General features: G+C 64.2%; 12 protein-coding genes. 8 read left to right on the top strand and 4 right to left on the bottom strand.

Going from position 1 to position 15,304, the window contains the following annotated elements; all coding sequences use genetic code 11:
- Nucleotides 1-48: 48 nt before the first annotated feature.
- Complete coding sequence (locus IT549_RS02805) at nucleotides 49-1,293, top strand: RcnB family protein (protein WP_292969807.1); 1,245 nt, start codon at nucleotides 49-51, stop codon at nucleotides 1,291-1,293.
- Nucleotides 1,294-1,370: 77 nt separating this feature from the next.
- On the opposite strand, the gene IT549_RS02810 is transcribed toward IT549_RS02805, so the two are convergent.
- Nucleotides 1,371-1,928: a cytochrome b gene (locus IT549_RS02810; protein ID WP_292969809.1), complete on the bottom strand. Its 558-nt coding sequence runs from the start codon at nucleotides 1,926-1,928 to the stop codon at nucleotides 1,371-1,373.
- A gap of 77 nt (nucleotides 1,929-2,005) precedes the next feature.
- Between IT549_RS02810 and IT549_RS02815 the strand changes: the two genes are divergently transcribed.
- The 4 genes from IT549_RS02815 to IT549_RS02830 are packed head-to-tail and all read left to right on the top strand — an operon-like array spanning nucleotide 2,006 to nucleotide 6,643.
- Nucleotides 2,006-3,292, top strand: a complete 1,287-nt coding sequence (locus tag IT549_RS02815; RefSeq protein ID WP_292969810.1) for a hypothetical protein — start codon at nucleotides 2,006-2,008, stop codon at nucleotides 3,290-3,292.
- On the top strand, nucleotides 3,289-3,966 hold the full coding sequence (locus IT549_RS02820; protein ID WP_292969811.1) for a 2OG-Fe(II) oxygenase: 678 nt from the start codon (nucleotides 3,289-3,291) through the stop codon (nucleotides 3,964-3,966). Before IT549_RS02815 ends, IT549_RS02820 begins: the two co-directional genes overlap by 4 nt.
- Nucleotides 3,957-5,783, top strand: coding sequence for a DUF885 domain-containing protein (locus IT549_RS02825; RefSeq protein WP_292969813.1), 1,827 nt, complete (start codon nucleotides 3,957-3,959; stop codon nucleotides 5,781-5,783). Before IT549_RS02820 ends, IT549_RS02825 begins: the two co-directional genes overlap by 10 nt.
- Complete coding sequence (locus IT549_RS02830) at nucleotides 5,780-6,643, top strand: YkgJ family cysteine cluster protein (protein ID WP_292969814.1); 864 nt, start codon at nucleotides 5,780-5,782, stop codon at nucleotides 6,641-6,643. The genes IT549_RS02825 and IT549_RS02830 overlap by 4 nt, the downstream gene beginning before the upstream one ends.
- Here IT549_RS02830 and IT549_RS02835 read toward each other — a convergent pair.
- Together IT549_RS02835 and IT549_RS02840 are read right to left on the bottom strand one after the other, a co-directional pair.
- The gene (locus IT549_RS02835; RefSeq protein ID WP_292969815.1) at nucleotides 6,640-7,500 is read right to left on the bottom strand and encodes a PEP-CTERM sorting domain-containing protein; all 861 of its coding nucleotides are present in this window, start codon (nucleotides 7,498-7,500) and stop codon (nucleotides 6,640-6,642) included. The genes IT549_RS02830 and IT549_RS02835 overlap by 4 nt on opposite strands.
- Nucleotides 7,497-9,089: a lysine--tRNA ligase gene (locus tag IT549_RS02840; RefSeq protein ID WP_292969816.1), complete on the bottom strand. Its 1,593-nt coding sequence runs from the start codon at nucleotides 9,087-9,089 to the stop codon at nucleotides 7,497-7,499. Before IT549_RS02840 ends, IT549_RS02835 begins: the two co-directional genes overlap by 4 nt.
- A gap of 197 nt (nucleotides 9,090-9,286) precedes the next feature.
- Here IT549_RS02840 and IT549_RS02845 point away from each other — a divergent pair, with 197 nt between their 5' ends.
- From IT549_RS02845 to IT549_RS02855, 3 genes are all read left to right on the top strand, one after another.
- The gene (locus IT549_RS02845) at nucleotides 9,287-10,048 is read left to right on the top strand and encodes a LuxR family transcriptional regulator (protein WP_292969817.1); all 762 of its coding nucleotides are present in this window, start codon (nucleotides 9,287-9,289) and stop codon (nucleotides 10,046-10,048) included.
- Nucleotides 10,049-10,229: 181 nt separating this feature from the next.
- Nucleotides 10,230-10,598: a hypothetical protein gene (locus IT549_RS02850; protein ID WP_292969818.1), complete on the top strand. Its 369-nt coding sequence runs from the start codon at nucleotides 10,230-10,232 to the stop codon at nucleotides 10,596-10,598.
- Between the two features lie 53 nt (nucleotides 10,599-10,651).
- Nucleotides 10,652-12,298: a glutamate--tRNA ligase gene (locus IT549_RS02855; RefSeq protein WP_292969819.1), complete on the top strand. Its 1,647-nt coding sequence runs from the start codon at nucleotides 10,652-10,654 to the stop codon at nucleotides 12,296-12,298.
- 1 nt (nucleotide 12,299) lies between these two features.
- Here IT549_RS02855 and IT549_RS02860 read toward each other — a convergent pair whose 3' ends face one another.
- Complete coding sequence (locus tag IT549_RS02860) at nucleotides 12,300-15,281, bottom strand: calcium-binding protein (RefSeq protein ID WP_292969820.1); 2,982 nt, start codon at nucleotides 15,279-15,281, stop codon at nucleotides 12,300-12,302.
- Between the last annotated feature and the right edge of the window lie 23 nt (nucleotides 15,282-15,304).

The following is a 15,304-nucleotide window of genomic DNA, read 5'->3' on the forward strand; positions in this document are numbered from 1 at the left end:
TCTGTGGTCGCCGGGAATCGCTCCGGCGCGATGGATGGAGGAACGGCCATGGCCGTTGTAAGCAAGAACAATCTGCGCCGCACCAGCCTGGTTGCGCTGGCAATCGCGGCACTCACGCTGCCCGGCATGGCCCAGGCGGGCGATGGTCCCGGCTGGCGCCGTGGCAACGATGAAGGCCGCCAGGTTCGCCAGGAACGCCAGGACGATGGCGGTTCGCGCCGAACGAGTTGGTCTCCGCAGCCGCAAGCTCAGGCCCCCGCGCCTGCTCCCGCCCCGGCACCGCGCTGGAGCGGCGGCAATTCAGGATGGAATGGCGGCAATCGCACGCAGACCGCGCCGGCCCCGGCGCCCGCACCGGCCCCGCGTTGGAACGGCGGCAATGCGGGTGGCGGCAACAACGGTGGGAACCGCACCTGGGGCGGCTGGGGCGGCAACCGCACCCAAACCGCACCTGCCCCCGCCCCGGCACCGGCCCCTGCTCCGCAGGGTGGCTGGAACGGCGGGTCGCGCAGCGGCGGCGGCTGGAGCGGCACCGCAACGCCTCCGCAAGGCGGTTGGAATGGCGGCGGCGAGCGGCGCTCGCGCGGCTGGAACGGTTCGCAGACCACCCCGCAGACCCCGCCGGCGCAAGGCGGGTGGAGCAACACCGAACGCCGCAGCGGCGACAGCTGGCGTGACCGGCGCGAACGGACCCGCGATGGCGATGACCGCCGCCAGGATCGCGGCTGGACCGAAAACGTGCAGCGCCGCGATCGCGACCGCGACAACTGGCGCGATCGCAACAGCAGCGGCGATCGCAACTGGTTCGATCACGTCAGGAACAACGGCGGCTACGATCGCGATCGTGACCAATGGCGCCGCTATGGCGGCAACCGCGATTACTGGCGCAACCGCAACTGGTCGAACCACTGGGATCGCTCACGCCATCACAACTGGTCGGGCTGGTATGGTGGCTGGAACTGGACCTGGGGTAGCAACTACAACCGCTGGGATCGTCACTGGCGCAACAACAACCGGTATGACTGGTATGGCTGGCGTTCGTATCATCCCAGCTACTTCCAGGTCGGGGTCTATTATGCGCCCTACCGCAACTATTCCTACCGACGCCTGAGCATCGGGCATGTGCTGGATGCGCTGTTCTTCGGTGAGGACTACTGGATTGCCAACCCGGGCTACTACCGCCTGCCCGACGTGTATGGCCCCTATCGCTGGGTGCGCTATTACGACGATGCGGTGCTGGTCGATATCTACACCGGCGAAGTGGTTGACGTGATCAACGACTTCTTCTGGTAAGGACCCGATCCGAAAAGCGAAGGGCCCCCGCACTGTGTGGTGCGGGGGCCCTTTGCATTGGCGTGACGAGCGCTGAACTATTTCAGCCAGGGCACCATGCGCCGCATCGTGGTATCCTTGTCGATCCAGTGATGCTTGAGCGCAGCAACCACATGCAGCACGAACAGCAGCACCATCAGGTTGGCCCCGATCTCGTGCATTTCATGGAACATCCCGTTGGTGGCCTTGTCATAGGCCACCGGCAGCGCGGGCATGTTGAACAGGCCGAACATGCTGATCGGTTTGCCCTGCGAGAACGAGGACGACATCGCCCAGCCCGACAGCGGTAGCGCCAGCATCAGGAAGTAGAAGCCGACATGCGTCACCTTGGCCAGTGCCGCTTCCCACGCCTTCAGCGTATCGACCAGCGGCGGGGCCTGATGGGTCAGCCGCCAGGCGATCCGCACCAGCGTCAGCAGGATGATCGTGATCCCGATCGCCTTGTGATTGCCGATGATGAACGAGCGGTCTTCCTTGGGCATATCTTCCGAAACCCAGGCGGCCACTGTGTTGAGCACAATCAGCACGGCAATCAGCCAGTGCAGGATGACGGCACCGCGCGAATAGCGGGCGGTAGCAGAGCTTGCGTTTTCCATGGCCGCACACGCTGGCGCAAAGCGCGGCGCGGGGCAAGAGCCTTGTCAGCAGGCGCGCAATTGGCAAGACTGGATCCATGCACAAAAATCGCCTGATCCGATGGGCTGCGGCCCTGACTGCGCTGGCCTGCGCCCAATTGGCCGCGCCAGCGCTTGCCGCTGACACCTGCCCCACCTTCGACGCCAAGGCATCCTGGGATGAAGTGCGCGCCAAACTGACCGAAAACTATGCCTATTGGGACCGGATCGATTCGAACCGCCTGTTCGATCAGGCCGCCCCCTCCATGCTCACCGCACCTGACCGGCTGACCTTCGCCGACCGGCTGCAGACCCTGCTGCTGCTGTACCGCGACGGCCACCTGCACGTCAGCCCGACCAGTGCCCCGGCGATGGCCTGGGCGCCATCGGCTTCGGACCTGTGGTTTGAGGGCATGATCGCGCAGCCGATGGTGCGCGATGTCAAACAGGGCAGCGTCGCGGCTGAGCGCGGGGTCCGTCCGGGCTGGCGCCTGCTGTCGATTGACGGACAGGCTCCGGACAAGGCGGTGGCCGCGCTCTATGCCCAGATCGGGATCGTTCCTGATGCGCAGCAGGCGCTCTATGCACTCAACGCCCTGGCCACGGGGCGGCTCAAGCAAGCGCGCCACTTCGCCTTCATGGCCAGTGACCGACAGGTCGTGATCGAGCTGCCGCCGGGCTATTCCTCGGTCAAGCGGCCCAAAGACTTGCTGACCGTTTCGCGCCGGATCGACCAGGCCGGGCATGTGGTCGCCGTATTCCGGATCAACAATTCGCTGGGCGAGAACGGGCTGATCGGCGCATTCGACCAGGCAGTCGCCGCGCTGCCCGCCAGTGCCCATGTGATCCTGGACCTGCGCGATACGCCAAGCGGCGGCAACTCCACCGTCGCGCGGTCAATCATCGGTCATTTCATCGCCAGCCCCCAGCCCTACCAGCGCCACGAATTGACTGCCGAGCGCACCCGGTTCGGGGTCCCGCGGATCTGGCTTGAGTATGCCCAGCCGCGTGCCCCCCGGTTGCGCCGACCGGTGGTACTGGCCGGGCTGTGGACCGGATCGATGGGCGAAGGCCTGTCGATCGGCCTGAACGCCGCCGCCGGCGCGCCGGTGGTGGGATCGCCAATGGGGCAATTGTTGGGCGCGATCATTCGGGACGATCTGCCCACGGCCTGCCTGACAGTCAGCTATGCGAATGAACGGCTGTGGCACGTGGACGGTACCCGGCGCGAAGCCTTCGTCCCGCAGCACTTCGTCGGACCTGCTGATACCGCCGTCGATGGCAGCGACCAGGCGCTCGCCCAAGGCCTTGCGCTCGTGCACAAAAGCGATAGGCAGGCGAAGTGACCAGTCCCTATGCCGATGCTCCCAATCCCGACAAGGTGGCGCTGCTGCGCACCGGCGCGCATGTGCGTCGCCGGCTCGATGGCGATCCCCGCGCGCAGCGGATCGAGACCGACCGGGCCGAGATCTGGGGCGTGCCCGATTTCCTGACCGCAGAAGAATGCGATGCGCTGATCGCGATGATCGATCGCACCGCAGTGCCATCCAAGGTGCTGGACCACGGCACCAACGAGATCTGGCGAACCTCGTCATCGGGCGATGTCGATCGCTATGATCCCTTCGTCCACACGCTGGAAAGCCGGATCGACGAGATGCTGGGCATCCCGCATCCCTGGGGTGAAACCATGCAGGGCCAGCGATACCAGGTGGGGCAGGAGTTCAAGTATCACCTTGATCTGTTCTGGACCAAGTCGGACTACTGGAAAGAGGAAACCCGGCGTGGCGGGCAGCGGGCGATTACCGCCATGTGCTATCTGAACGATGTGGAAGAAGGCGGCGCAACCGCTTTTACCAACATCGGGATCGCGGTAGCGCCGCAGCGCGGCACCTTGCTGGTCTGGAACAACAGCCTGCCCGATGGCCGCCCCAACGAAGATACCATGCACGCCGGGACCCCGGTGGTGAAAGGGACCAAATACGTGATTACCAAGTGGTACCGGACCCGCAAATGGGGCTGATTCCCGAGCCTATGCTGACCCGCCGCCGCTTTGCCGCCAGCACCCTGGCCCTGGCCGGCAGCACGGTGCTGCCGCTGTCCGCCCGCGCTGCCGAAAGTGGCGAGGACGCGCGGCTGATGGCCCTGTTCCGCGAAATCGGGGGCAAGGAAGACGCGCTCGATCCGCTGACAGGGATCTACAAGGGGCAGGCTCCCAACATCGCGGCCTTCCGGCTGCTCTACAGCGGCGCGCAGGTTCGCGCCCGGCGCAGCGTGGTCCACGCGGCACTGGCTGGGCTCAAGCGGATCGACCGCCGCAAGCTGAGCGCTGACCGGCAGATCTCCTACGATGTGTTCTTGACCGATCAACGCCGCAGCGAAGCGATGCTGCGTCCGGACATGCTGGCGTTGACCGAAGTTCGCCCCTTCACCCATTTCGGCGGACTGCACATCGATTTTCCCTCGATCGTCGCCAAGGGTGGCCCGCTGCCCTATGCCAACGAGGCTGACTATCGCAGCGCGCTGGCGCTGATCACTGCATTCCCGCAGGTGCTCGACAACGCCATCGCCCGGTTCCGCGAAGGGATGGACAGCGGTGTGGTCGAAAGCAAGCTGACCGTGCGCAACATGATCGCGCAGATCGACAATCTGCTGGACCAGCCGCCGGTTGATTCCCCCTTTGCCTCAGCCACGCGTGATTTCCCCGCGGCGGTCCCCCAGCAACGCCGGGGCGAGTTTGCGCAGCGATACCACATCGCGATCACCGATCAGGTCTATCCGGCCTATCGCCGGCTGCGCGCGTTCCTCAACGACGAATACCTGCCCGCCGCGCGCGAGCAGGTTGGCATTTCGGCGATGAAGGGCGGAACGACCTATTATCGCCAGGCGATCCAGAACCACACCACTCTGCGGCTGGAGCCCGAGGCGATCCACCAGCTGGGGCTGGCCGAAGTGCGGCGGATCCAGACCGAGATGGACAAGGTCAAGACCGCGCTGGGCTTTGCCGGTTCGCTCGGAGCCTTCTTCGAGGATGTGCGGACCAATCCGCGCTATCACCCCAAGACCCGCGATGAACTGGCCCAGGGCTTTGCCAAGGTCGCCCGCGAAGTCGATGCGCTGGTGCCGACCTACTTCAACCATGTCCCCCGGACCAGGCTGCTGATCCAGCCCTATCCCGAATATCGCGAAAAGTACGAGGCCGGCGGCAGTTACAACCAGGGCTCGCCCGACGGATCGCGTCCGGGGGTGTTCTTCTATAACGCCTATGATCTGCCCAGCCGGTTCCTGACCGGGGTCGCCACGCTGTACCTGCACGAAGGCGCGCCGGGGCACCATTTCCAGATCAGCCTTGCCCAGGAAGACACCAGCCTGCCCGATTTCCAGCGCTTTGGCGGCAACAATGCCTATGTCGAAGGCTGGGCGCTCTATGCCGAAACGCTGGGATACGACATGGGCCTGTTCAAGGACCCGATGCAGCACTGGGGCACGCTGGACGACGAGATGCTGCGGGCGATGCGGCTGGTGGTCGATACCGGGCTGCACGCCAAGGGCTGGACGCGTGAACAGGCGATCGATTTCATGCTGGGCAATTCCGGCATGGGCAAGAGCGACGCCACCGCCGAGGTTGAACGCTACATCGTCTGGCCCGGGCAGGCCCTGGGCTACAAGATCGGCGCGCTGACCATCCAGCGGCTGAAGCAGAAGGCCCGCGACGCGCTGGGCACCCGTTTCGACATTCGCGCCTTCCATGACCAGATCCTGGGATCGGGCGCGCTGCCGATGCCGGTGCTCGAAGCCAAGATCGACCGCTGGATCGCGGCAACGAAAGCCACATCATGACCACCCGCCATTTCGCCTGTACCCAATGCGGCAAGTGCTGCAACCGCCCGCCCGAAGTTGAACTGGGCGAAGTGGCCGGCCTGGCCGACCAGTTCGTCTGGCAGGTGCTGTTCCGGCAATACAGCCTGCCGCGCAGTCTGGCCGACTATGTCACGCCCGGGGTGGCGCGCGAACAGGCCAGCGCCGAATTCTATGAAAGCCGCAAGCTGCTGGGTGCCTTTGCCGCGCACAGCTGGAACGGCAAGACCCGGATCGGCGACAAGCTGGAAGAGCGGACCTTCTACCTGACCATTTCCGCGCTGCCGCTGGACAGTGGCACCGGTGCCTGCAGTGCATTGGGGGCTGATGGGCGCTGCTCGATCTATGACAGCCGGCCGCACTCCTGCCGGTCGGTGCCGCTGCACTATTCGCGCGCGCAGCCCTATGCAGTGGCTGACTTCGATGCCTTCATCCGGTTCGAAACCCACCATTGCGACAGTTCTGGCAGCGCGCCGCTGTTGATTGAAAATGGCCAGATCGTCGATCCGGCGGTGCTGGCCGCCCGCGCCGGGGCGCTGCAACAGGCTGAAGCCGATCGGCGCTGGAAGCATGCCCTGCTGCGCGCCATGCGTACCGGGCGTCCGGGTTTTCCCAGCCTGGCCCAGGTCGAGCAGTACGCCGGGCAAGGCGCGCTATCGACACCGATGCAGTTCGGCTGGGACGTGGCGGTCGAATCCGGCCTGCTGAGCGAAAGCGATCGCGATGCCCTGCTGGAACGTCAGCGTGCCGCGGCCGATCGTTTGCTCGCCAATCCCGCGATCAGCGACAATGCGCGCAACCTGGCGCTCGACGTGCGCCGGTTCATCGGAATGCGCGGTTAGGGGCAGGCCTTTTCGCGCAATTGCGCGGCGGCAACCGCCTGCAATCGCACAGTGACTTTCGGAGCCAGCCCCAGCTCGCGCGCGGCGCGCTCGTTCCGGCCCAGCCGGCGCGGGTCGATCCCGGTTACCGCGCCGAACACGGTCAGCGCTTCAAGGTAATAGGCCGCAGTGCTGGCGTGATAGTGATCGGCGCCCCACAGGTCGATCTGGCCCGGCGCCAGGCCATCATAGGGATTGGGATCGGCCAGCCGCTGGCGCATTGCCCGGCCCCAGGCCTGCCCGACCGGCACGGGCTGGCCCAGCAGGCCATTCGCAGCGGTGATCCGGCAGTTGGCCAGGGCCAGGTCCTGCGCCATGCGGTGAATGTCCTGCCCGTACCAATGCCCGCCCGGTTGCCAGGTCAGGTCGGCGCGCGACCAGGTCGAGACCAGCCGCACGGAGACGCGCGGATTGGCGGCGCGCAGCACAGACACCAGCTCTCCCGCCGCCGCGCCATGCCGCACAGAATCGCCAGGACGTTCGCGATCAAGCGTCGAATAGCCTTGCAGCAACACCACATCCCACGGCCGCGCGATCACATCGCGGCGCTGGGCAAGATGCCAGGCCAGATCCTTGCCCGGCGAGGTTTCGAGGCTGACCTGCCAGTCAAGCTTCAGCTGCTGGGCAAAGGTCGCAAACAGCGCCGGGACGCCGCCGATCCCCTCGCCACCCAGATCGCGCACAAGTTCCGGCCGATAGCGCTGCACCGGCGAGCCTGCGCCGTAGGTAAAGCTGTTGCCGACAAACAGGATCGTCCGCGCCCCGGCCGGCGCGCTGAGCGCCAGTGCCGCGAGTGCGAGGCCGAACCGGCCGATCACGCCAGCGCTTCGGCGATCAGTTTGCGGGTGTTGTCAACGCCGTAAAGCGCGATGAAGCTGCCCATGCGCGGGCCCTGGCTCGATCCCAGCAGGGTCTCGTAAAGCGCCTTGAACCAGTCGCGCAGGTTTTCGAAGGCGAACTGTTCGGCCTTGCCGATTTCGTAGACCAGGTTCTGCAAGTCCTCGGCGCTGGCATCGTCGCCCGCCTTGGCCAGCTCGCCGTCGAGCGCGGCAAGCGCTGCGGCTTCGGTTTCGCTTGGCTTGCGGCGCTGCAGCGTCGGGGCGATGAAATCGCGGTTGGTGGCCAGCGCCTTGTCAACCAGCGCATCGAGCGCCGGGTGCTGCGCAGGATCGGCATTCTCGACATAATTGCCGAGGTAGGACCAGACCTGCTCACGCGTTGCCCCTGCCCCCAGCACGCCGACCAGGTTAAGCAGCAGACTGAAGGTCACCGGCAGCTTGTCGCCGGCGCCTTGCGTGTTGCCATTGGCGCGCAGCAGGTGCCAGACCGGGTTGCCCAGTTGCTGCTCGATCGGCTGGCTGGCGAGCTTTTCGCGGAACTGCCAGTATTCATCGACGTTCTTGGGGATGATCCCGGTGTGCAGACTCTTGGCGCTCTTGGGTTCGCGATACAGGAACAGCCCCAAGCTTTCCTCGCTGCCATAGGTCAGCCACTGGTCGATGGTCAGGCCATTGCCCTTGGACTTGGAAATCTTCTGGCCTTCCTCGTCGAGGAACAGCTCATAGATCAGCCCTTCGGGCGGCACGCCGCCCAACGCGCGAGTGATCCGTCCGCTTTCGCGCACGGAGTCGGTCAGGTCCTTGCCGCACATCTCGTAATCGACGCCCAGCGCAACCCAGCGCATCGCCCAATCGACCTTCCACTGCAGCTTGCTGTTGCCGCCCAGGATGCAGCTTTCGACCGTTTCGCCGTGGTCTTCGAAGCGGACGATCCCGGCTTCGGCATCGACCACTTCGACCGGCACCTGCAGCACCTGATGGGTCTTGGGGCTGACCGGCAGGACCGGCGAATAGGTCTGCCGGCGTTCCTCACGCAGCGTGGGCAGCATGATATCCATGATCGCCTGCCAGTGCCGCAGCACACCCTTCAGCGCCTCGTCAAAGGCGCCCGAATTGTACTGCTCGCTCGACGAGACGAATTCATACTCGAACCCGAACCGGTCGAGGAATTCGCGCAGCATCGCGTTGTTGTGGTGGGCAAAGCTTTCGTACTTGTCGAACGGATCGGGGATCCGGCTGAGCGGGTGGCCCAGGTAGGCCGTCAGCAGACCCTGGTTGGGCAGGTTGTCGGGCACCTTGCGCAGCCCGTCCATGTCATCGCTGAAGGCGACCAGCCGGGTCGGCGCGCCGCCGGTCAGCACTTCATAGGCGCGGCGCACCAGCGTGGTGCGCAGCACTTCCTGAAACGTGCCGATATGCGGCAGGCCCGAGGGGCCATAGCCGGTTTCGAACAGCACCGGTGCGCCACCAGGTTTGCCCTGGGGGTACCGCTTCAACAGCTTGCGCGCTTCCTCGAAGGGCCAAGCCTTGGAAACCTGGGCGGCATCATGCAGTGCGGTGTCAGTCATAGTCGGCGGGCTTTCGCGGAGCCGGGGCAAATGTGCAAGGCGAAATGCGTGCCCGGGCATCGCCGGGCCTGCCGCGATCGTCAGATTGGCACGTCCTGCCGAGCTGTCCCGGTTGTCCAGAATTGGGACTACCGGGACACTTCGCCCTTTGTAGAATCGCCGCAGGCGTGCCAGCACGCGCTCCGTTTCGTACCAAAATGAGAATGCCCCCTGTGCCGCTGGATCTGATAGCCGAGCTTGCCAAAGCCTCCGACGTTCCCACGATCAGGCGGCTGGCGATCGACTTCGGCACGGCCCAGGGGTTCGGCGGCTTCTTCGTGGTCACGCCGGTGGCGCGCGACAGCCGCCAGGGCCGGATCGTCTATAGCGAAGGGTTCGACCGGCGCTGGGAAAAGGCCTATCGCCGCTGCCTGCACCGCATCGATCCCCTGCCCGAGATCGCATTGGTCCGGTCCGCACCGTTTCGCTGGAGCCAGGCCGGCAAGCTGCGCAAGCTCAGCCCGGCCGAGCAGCGCTATATGGCAATCCTCACGCGGCTGGGCATGGGCGACGGGCTGGCATTCCCGGTGGTGGGCGCCGGATCGCGGTTCGGGCTGATCGGCTTTGGACTGCACCCTGATCTTGACGCCGTGCCAGAGCAGACCGTTCTAAAGATGCAGCTGATCCTGCAATCCGCCTACCTCAACTACAGCCGGGTGGTGGCCAGCGCATTTGCCCCCGACGATCAGCTTTCCGCGCGCGAAATGGATGTGCTGTTCTGGTTGACCCAAGGCAAGAGCAACAGTGCGATCGCCACTATTCTTTCAATTTCCCCCGCAACTGTCGATACTTACATAAGGCGCGTGTTTCGCAAGCTGGGCGTGGCCGATCGGGTTGGCGCGGCGATGGCCGGAGTCCAGCACGGTTACGTAATCGCCGGCGACTATCCGCGGACCGCCGCGCCCGATCCGAAAAGCTGATCGCGGCCTGACCTGTCCCGCAACCACGGGACTAGCCGGGAGTCACTCCCCCTCATAGCTTCCCGTCCAACCTGGAACGATACCGGGCGAGAGGGTTGCAAGGCTTCGACCAGTCCGACTGGCCCGATTGCCCGTGCTCCTTTTTGCGGCGGCGAGCGGACCAGTGGGGGAGAAGACAAGCGTGAATGACCAGCCATCGGAGCCGGCAAGTGCCGATTATCGCCGCCTCGCCGCCGAAATGCTCGCGCGGCGCCGGCTGCGCGGTCAGTTCTTCGAACGCCAGTCGTTCAGCGAACAGCGCTGGGATCTGATGCTGGCGCTGTTCACGAACCCGGCCAGCAACAGCAGCGTCGAACAGGTCAGCATTGCACTGGGGATGACCGCTGCCACCACGCTGGCGCTGGCCCGGATCCTGGCCGGGTTCGAACTGGTCGGCATGGGCGATTCCGATGGCGGGTGGAGCGACATTCCGCTGCGCCTGACCGACAATGGCCGAGAGCGCATGCAGGCCTATTTCGCCGAACTGCTGGCCCAGGGTATGCTGGCCTGAACGCCGCGTCTGGGCCGGTTGCCAAGGTGCGCCGCGCTGCCTAAGGGGCGCGGATGGATAGTGCAGTCTTTACCCCCGAAGCGGCTTACACGCTTGACCAGCTTGAAGCGAAATTCCCGCCGCGCGATCTGCCCGCAGGCGCCTGCGTTACCCGCTTCGGCCCCAGCCCAACCGGCTTCATGCATATCGGCGGGCTTTACACCTCGCTGGTCTCGCGCCGGCTGGCGCACCAGAGCGGCGGCAAGTTCTTCCTGCGGATCGAAGACACCGACAAGAAGCGCGAGGTTGAAGGCACGGTTGACCTGATCCTGGCCAGCCTGGCGACCTATGGCCTGTCCCCTGACGAGGGCGAGATTGCCGACGGGCAGGAAGTGGGCGCCTATGGCCCCTACCGCCAGAGCGAACGCAAGCCGATCTACCAGAGCTGCGTGCGCTGGCTGCTTGACCAGGGCCACGCTTACCCCTGCTTCGCCACTGCCGATGAACTGCAGGCGCTGCGCGATGAGCAGACCAAGCGCAAGGTGCCGCCGGGCTATTACGGCGCCTGGGCGATCTGGCGTGACAAGAGCGCGGACGATGTCGCCGCAGCGCTGGCCCAGGGCCTGCCCTTCGTGATCCGCCTGCGCGCCACCGGCGGGCGTGACGAACGGGTCACCCTGCCCGATACGATCCGGGGCGATCTGGAATTCCCGGCCAACCAGACCGATGTCGTGCTGCTGAAGGCCGATGGCATGCCGACCTATCACCTCGCGCACGTGGTCGATGACCATTTCATGCGCACCACCGATGTGATCCGCGGCAACGAATGGCTGGCCAGCTATCCGATGCACGCACAGATGTTCGCATTGTTCGGCTGGGCGCCGCCGCGCTTTGCCCACATCAGCCCGATCGAGAAGCAGGACGGCGGATCGCGCCGCAAGCTTTCCAAGCGCCACGATCCCGAAGCTTCGGTCGGCTGGTACATGGAGGCCGGCTATCCGCTGGGCGCGGTGACCGAATACCTGCTCAACCTGATCGACGGCCGGTTCGAGGACTGGCGCGCCGCCAATCCGGACCTCCCCAACACCGAATTCCAGATCGAGCTTGAACGGATGAGCCGATCGGGCGCGCTGTTCGATCTGGTCAAGCTGGACAGCGTCTCACGCGAAGTGGTCGGCACGATGAGCGCCAGGGCGATCTACGACGCCGCGCTGGTCTGGGCGAGCGGCCACGATCCTGAGTTCGCGGTGCGCTTTGCCGCCGACGCTGACTACAGCCAGCGGATCATCGATATCGAGCGCCATGGCGAACGTCCGCGCAAGGACATCGTCCGCTGGGATCAGCTGCCCGCCGACATCGGCTATTTCTTTGACGATCGTTATGCCGAGCTGCTGGGTGAGGCGAAGGAGACCTTTGCCGCCCTTCAACCGGCTCCGGCCGAAGGACTGCTGGCGGCGGTGGCCGAAGGCTATGATCCCGCGCTCGAGCGTGACCAGTGGCTGGAATGGCTGCGCGATCTGGGCCTGACGTTCGGCTATGCCCCCAACGCCAAGACCTTCAAGCAGGCGCCAGACCAGTATCGCGGCCACTTTGGCGATCTGGCCAGCGTCCTGCGCGTCGCACTCGCCGCCCGGCGCAACACGCCCGACCTGCACGAGATGATGCAGGTGCTCGGCAAGGAGCGGGTGGTGACGCGGCTTACTGCAGCGATCGGCTGGTAAATCAGCCGAAGATGAAATCGCCTGCGTGGAGCTGGTCGGCGGTAACGCCGGACAGCACCACCAGCCGGCCATTGCCCAGATCGATCGCTGTGCTGCCGCCATATTCATGCAGCGAATTGAGCACGTCCTGCCAGGAATAGCCCAGATCGCGGATATCGATCCGGTCTTCGCCCGGGGTGAAATCACCGATCAGGTCGGCGCCCGATCCCCAGCTGAACACAAACGTGTCCGCCCCGCTCTCACCGAACAGCACATCGTTGCCGGCACCGCCGATGATCCGGTCATTCCCTGCACCGCCGAGCAACCAATTGGCTGAGCCTGAGCCGGTCAGAACATTGTCGAGTTCATTGCCGACGCCAAACGCGGTATTGCCTTCAAGCACCAGGTTTTCGACGTTGGCGTAAAGGTAAACCCCGGCATTCGGCACGGTAACATTGGCATAAACCGTATCGGTGCCGCCGCCCGCAGCCTCAAAGGTCAGATCGGCGCCGGTATCGACACGGTAAATGTCATCACCGCCCCCGCCGTCCATCAGGTCATAGTCCGGATCGGCCTGACCGGAGATGCCGTTCAGCAGGTCATTCCCGGCTCCCGCGACCAGGATGTCGGTATGAAAGCTGGTCCCGCCGAACAGCGTATCATTGCCGTCCTCGCCATAGAGCGCATCAGCGTCCTCGCCCCCGTCGAGCAGATCGTCACCAGTGCCGCCCACCAGATAGTCGATGCCCGCCATGCCATAGAGCCTGTCGTTGCCTTCCTGCCCGAACAAGGAATCGCCCAGGTCTTCAGCTTGCGGCATCCATTCGAACCCACCATTGATCAGGTCGTTACCGGCCCCGCCGATCAGCAGGTTTGCGCCAAGGTTGCCGCCGATCTCGTTGTCGAGCTCGTTTCCAACGGCGAAACCGTCGCCGGCCTCTGCATAGAGATAGAGGTTTTCGATATTGGCGAAGAGGTAAAGACTGGCCGTGGATCCGACCCAATCGATTCCCTCTCCCGGATTTTCAAAGATCAGGTCCAGACCGTCGGTTTCGAAATTTTCATCGCCGGCCCCGCCCACCAGCCAGTCTGCACCAGCACCGCCATTCAGACTGTCATTACCTTCATCACCGTACAGCCGGTCGTCGCCGTCCCGCCCGTAAATGGAATCCCCGCCAAGACCGCCATGCACCGTTTCTGCCAACGACGAGAACGAGAGCGAATCCCCTCCGCTGCCGCCAATGAACAGAATCTGTTCGAACCCTTGATAGTAAGAACCGCCGATCCACTGGCCAGCAGGGTTCGTAACCAGCAAGCTGTAGGCGGAAACATCGGTCAGGAATTGCAGGCTGATACTGTCAAAAGTCGATGAAAGATCGACCGTCAGGATATCAAAGCCAGTCCCGCCATCGGCCGAACTGAGCGGATTGAAAAATTGCACAACGTCGTTGCCGCCGCCGGTTAGCGCGTCGAGCTCCAGGCCGCCCACAATCTGGCCGGCAACCAAATCGGTCGCAGTGTCGTTGCCGTCGCCCAGATAGATCGTCAGCGATTCCACATTGCGAACAACGCTGCCATCAGCCAGCGTCAGACCAGCAGCCGTGCTGAAGCTGCCATCGACGACGAACGACTGGGTGTTGAAGAACCGGTGCAGGATCACCCGGTCATGGCCGCTCCCACCGTCAATCAGATCAACCCCCTGTCCGGATCGGATCAGGTCATCGCCGCCGCCCGCATGGATCTCGTCGTCAATCTCATAAAGCGCTGCCGCAACCGGATCGATCAAGGTTTGATCACCCTGGTAGGTGTCAATGATATCAATGCCTTCGCTGCCATAGATGATCAGCCGCTCAAAGCCCGCGGCCCAGCCTTCGGTCAGCAGCGAATAGCTTCGGGTTTCATCAAGTTCGCGGAAGTGGATTGAGTAGCCGCCTTCATCGCCGACGCCCGGTGAAACCACATCGCCGGTGCGCGCCGTCAGGTTGGAAAGGCGCAGCACGTGATCGGCATTGCGAAAATCGATGATCAGCGTGTCCGTCCCCGTCCCGCCATGCAGCACCGTGTTGGTGCTGAACACCGTGACCGCATCATCCCCGCCAGCCAGATCCAGTTCGACTGTCAGGCTGGTCGGCAGCGCGCCCAGCCCTACGGTGTCATTGCCGCTGCCGGTCGAGAAGTTGACCCGTTCAACCCCGTAGAGCCGAGTGCCATCAAACAGTTCGACGCCATCGGTGATCGCATGGCCAAAGGCGGCGATGGTCTGGGGGCCGGGTGCGTCGAGCCGGTCATAGATCACCGTGTCAGATCCCATACCACCCTGGACGCTGGAGGTGCCGCTGGCTGAAATCACGACCAGGTCGTTGCGTTCAGTGGTCACCAGATCGCGGGATGTTCCTGTGGCAAGCACGACCTGGCCCGATGAACCGGCGCCCGATCCTGCCAGCATCAGATCCTGGCCTTCACTGTTGCCGATGAAGCGCACATCATAGTCGCCATAGCTGACATCGGGCGGCGTCGTTTCGACCGTCTGTGCAACGAGCAATTGCAGCCAGGCCCGACCGGCGTCGCTGAGCAGCACCTGCGGGATGATGCTTGAGGAAAACCGGCTGAGGATCAGATCCACTACCGGCCCGGTAAACTGTCCGATCAGCGCGTCAAAGATCGCATCCTGGAGCACTTCGCTGCCCACCGCGACCGCCCCGCGCAGCATATTGCTGTAACGGATCGTGTTGATCTGGTTGTAATCGAAGGTCGGGGCATTGGGATCGGTAATCGCGTCAGTCAGTTCGCGGATCGCGGTCGATACGAAGATCGAACGGTTGAAGCCGACCGAGCCGAAAAAGCTCTCGCCCCAGGAAATGTTCCCATCCAGATTGGTGTCGCGAAAGTCACGGTCGCTGATGAAGGCCACGATATCGTCACCGTTGAACAGCACCATGCCGATCACCTGATTGGCCGGATTGGCTCCTTCATGGATCGGAAATACCCATTGTCCCGTCGGCATTGACACCCCCACTCACCCGCTAG

Origin of the sequence: Novosphingobium sp. (assembly GCF_020852455.1) — a bacterium.
Taxonomy (GTDB): domain Bacteria; phylum Pseudomonadota; class Alphaproteobacteria; order Sphingomonadales; family Sphingomonadaceae; genus Novosphingobium.

Excerpts from the sequence above, each read along its gene's own strand:
- IT549_RS02855 (WP_292969819.1), top strand. The coding sequence starts at position 10,652 with ATGGATAGTGCAGTCTTTACCCCCGAAGCGGCTTACACGCTTGACCAG.
- IT549_RS02825 (WP_292969813.1), top strand. The coding sequence starts at position 3,957 with ATGGGGCTGATTCCCGAGCCTATGCTGACCCGCCGCCGCTTTGCCGCC.
- IT549_RS02845 (WP_292969817.1), top strand. The coding sequence starts at position 9,287 with ATGAGAATGCCCCCTGTGCCGCTGGATCTGATAGCCGAGCTTGCCAAA.
- IT549_RS02810 (WP_292969809.1), bottom strand. The coding sequence starts at position 1,928 with ATGGAAAACGCAAGCTCTGCTACCGCCCGCTATTCGCGCGGTGCCGTC.
- IT549_RS02815 (WP_292969810.1), top strand. The coding sequence starts at position 2,006 with ATGCACAAAAATCGCCTGATCCGATGGGCTGCGGCCCTGACTGCGCTG.
- IT549_RS02860 (WP_292969820.1), bottom strand. The coding sequence starts at position 15,281 with ATGCCGACGGGACAATGGGTATTTCCGATCCATGAAGGAGCCAATCCG.
- IT549_RS02840 (WP_292969816.1), bottom strand. The coding sequence starts at position 9,089 with ATGACTGACACCGCACTGCATGATGCCGCCCAGGTTTCCAAGGCTTGG.
- IT549_RS02805 (WP_292969807.1), top strand. The coding sequence starts at position 49 with ATGGCCGTTGTAAGCAAGAACAATCTGCGCCGCACCAGCCTGGTTGCG.
- IT549_RS02830 (WP_292969814.1), top strand. The coding sequence starts at position 5,780 with ATGACCACCCGCCATTTCGCCTGTACCCAATGCGGCAAGTGCTGCAAC.